The 3176-nt window shown below is 74.4% G+C and carries 1 protein-coding gene; it reads right to left on the reverse strand.

What is annotated here, in order from left to right; translation table 11 throughout:
* A partial coding sequence (locus tag ACYP33_RS15740; protein WP_459622761.1) for a non-ribosomal peptide synthetase occupies positions 1–3176 on the reverse strand: 3176 nt, incomplete at both ends.

The following is a 3176-nucleotide window of genomic DNA, read 5'->3' on the forward strand; positions in this document are numbered from 1 at the left end:
CGCTCCAGCACCTCGCGCAGGGGAATCTCGACGCCGAAGTGCTCGCTGCAGCGCGTGAGGATCCGGATCGCCTGCAGCGAATGGCCGCCGAGTTCGAACAGGTCGGCATGAATGCCGAAGCCCTGTAAGCCGAGCACCGCCTCCCAGATCGCCAGCACCGCGCGCTGCGCGTCGCTGGCCGGCGCGGCGGCGGCGTCATGCGCGACCGGGTCGAAGCGCGGCAGCGCGGCGCGGTCCACCTTGCCGCTCGCGTTGCGCGGCAGCGCCTCGAGCAGCACATAGCCGGCGGGACGCATGTAGCTCGGCAACGAGGCGGCCGCGAACTCGCGCACCGCGTCGATGCCGCCTGCCTCGCCCGGCACGTCGCCGCTGGCCAGGTAGGCGACCAGCAGCGCGTCCTGGCCGTCGCCGCCGTCACCGGCCGGCGCGGTGTGACGCGTCTGCACCACCACGGCATCGCGCACCGCCGGGTGCCGCAGCAGCACGGCCTCGATCTCGCCGAGTTCGACGCGGTGGCCGCGGACCTTCACCTGGTGGTCGCGCCGGCCCGACAGCACGATGCGGCCGTCGGCCAGCTGGCGGCCGATGTCGCCGGTGCGGTAGAGCCGCGGTTCGAGGTCGGCCAGCGCCGGCACCGGGACGAACGCGTGTTCGGTCAGGTCGGGCCGGTGGCGGTAGCCGCGCGCCTGGCCGTCGCCGGCCAGGTACAGCTCGCCCGCCACGCCCACCGGCACCGGCTCGCCCTGCGCGTCGAGCAGGTAGACGCGCTTGCCCGGCAGCGGCGTGCCGATGGTGTCGAAGCCGCCCGGCTCGCGCAGCACCGCAGTCGAATAGACGGTGTCCTCGGTCGGCCCGTAGAGGTCGTAGACCTTGCCGATCGTGCCGCGCGCGTACAGCGCGTCCACCAGCGACTGGCGCAGCGGTTCGCCGGCAAGGTTGACGGTCACCACGCTGGCCGGCAGCCTGCCCGTCTCCAGCAGTGCCGCCGCCGCCGACGGCACGGTGTTGATCAGCGACACCGGGGTGGCGGGCGGCGTGGCCGGGTTCTCGCCGATCACCACGCAGCCGCCGTGCGCGAGCGGGCCGAACAGCTCGAACACCGAGATGTCGAACGCGATCGAGGTGCCCGCGAACACGGCGGCCAGCTCGTCGGCCGAGTAGCTGGCGCCGATCCACGCGAGCAGCGACAGCACGTTGCGATGCTCGATCTCCACGCCCTTCGGGCGCCCGGTCGAGCCGGACGTGAACAGCACGTAGGCAAGGCTGCCGCGGCCGGCGCCAGCGTCGGGCGCGACCGGCGAGGCGGCCGCCGGCGCATCCGCCGCGAGCGCCTCGGGCGTGACCCAGGTGCAGCCGTCGTCGCAGAGCGCGCTCTGCAGCGCGGCGGGCGCGACGATCAGCGTGGCCTGCGCGTCGTCCAGCATCTGGCGCACGCGTTCGGCCGGCACGCCGAGGTCGATCGGCAGATAGGCGGCACCGGCCTTCCAGATCGCCAGCAGTATCACCGGCAGGCGCACGTCGCGCGGCAGGCCCACGCCCACCACGTCGCCGTGGCGCACGCCGCGCGCGTGCAGCGCGGCGGCCAGCGCGTCGGAGTCGTGCCGCAGCCGCGCATAGTCCAGGTGCTCGGTGTCGGTGCGCACGGCGATGCGCTCGGGCACGCGACGCGCCATTGCGTCGATCATCGCGTGGACCGTGGTGTGCTCCGCCGCCACGTTCGTGCCGGCCGGCGCGGCCGGCAGCGGCCGGTGGTTCCACGTCACGAATTGCCGCTCGCGTTCCGTCGCCTCCAGCAGCGCGGCCCGCGCGACCGGCTGGTCCGGCCGGGCGATCAGCGCGCCGAGCAGCGTGAGGAAATGCGCGGCCATGCGCTCGACCGCGGCGCGCGAGGCGAGCGTGGCGTCGTACTCGAAACGCAGCACGAGCCGCTCGCCGGCCTGGATCGCGACCAGCGTGAGGTCGGTTTGCGCGGCCGGGGTGGGCACCGGGAAGCTTTCGAGCGCGAGCGTGCCGACCGTGAGCGGCTGGCCCGCCGCGCCCGCCAGCAGGTCGGCGGCCTGCGGCAGGCGGTTCAGGTTGTGATAAGCGAACAGGATGCGCGAGAACGGATGGCGCACGTCGGCGTCACGCCGCGCGAAGCGCCGCGCCAGGTCGATGAACGGCGTGGCGCGGTGGGCGAGCGCGCCGGCCACGGTCTGCTTCATCGCGGCGAGCAGCGCGGTGAACGGCAGCTCGCCGTCCACCGCCTCGCGGATCACCAGCAGGTTCACGCCGTAGCCGACCCAGTCGTCGAACTCGCCGCCGGGCCGCACGGCCGCCGGCGTGACCACCGCGAGGTCGCGCTGCGCCGTGTAGCGGTGCAGGAACGCGAAGAACGCCGCCAGCAGCGCCATGTTGCGCGTCACGCGCTGGCCGGCGCAGAGCGTGTCGAGCGCGCCCGTCAGCGCGGCGTCGAGGTCGATGTCCACGCTCATGCCCGCGCCGGCCACGTGACCCGCCGGGGCTTCGCCGGGCAGTGCCAGCGGCAGCGCCAGCGGTTCGATCGGGGTGGCGAGGCGCGCGGCCCAGTATTGCCGGTCGGCCTGGGCCCGCGGTTCGTGCAGCAGCGCGGCGAGCCGGGCGCGATAGTCGGGCGCGGCTGCCGCCGCGGTGGCGCGCGCCGGCAGCGGACGGCCCTCGGCGAGGCACGCGTGGAATTCGGCGAAGTCGGCCAGCACTGTCTGCAGCGAGCCGAGATCGGCAACCAGGTGATGGGCGATCAGCACCAGCACATGATCGTCGGGCGCGCGGCTCAGCAGTTCGGCGCGGAACACGGGGCCGCCGAACAGGTCGAGCGGCACGCCGGTGGAGGCGACAATGCGCGCGCGCAGCGCATCGTCGGACTGCCCGGCGCAGTTGATCACGTCGAGCAGCCCGGCCGACGCCGTTGCCGGCTGCTGCCGCACCTCGCCGTTGTCGTCCTCGACGAAGCGGCTTGCGAGGTTCGGATGCGCGACCGTCAGCGCCGCGAGCGCCTCGCGCACCTGCGTGGCCGAGAGCGGCATCCGGATTCGCAGCGGCAGCACCAGGTTGAAGCAGGGCGAGGACGGGTCCCACAGCTGCGCCGTCCAGATCGCTTCCTGGTAGGGCGTCAGGGCGGTGGGGTCGACGGCGGGCGGCGGGGGCGCGGCCGCCGC

It is taken from the genome of Burkholderia sp. 3C (assembly GCF_054589155.1).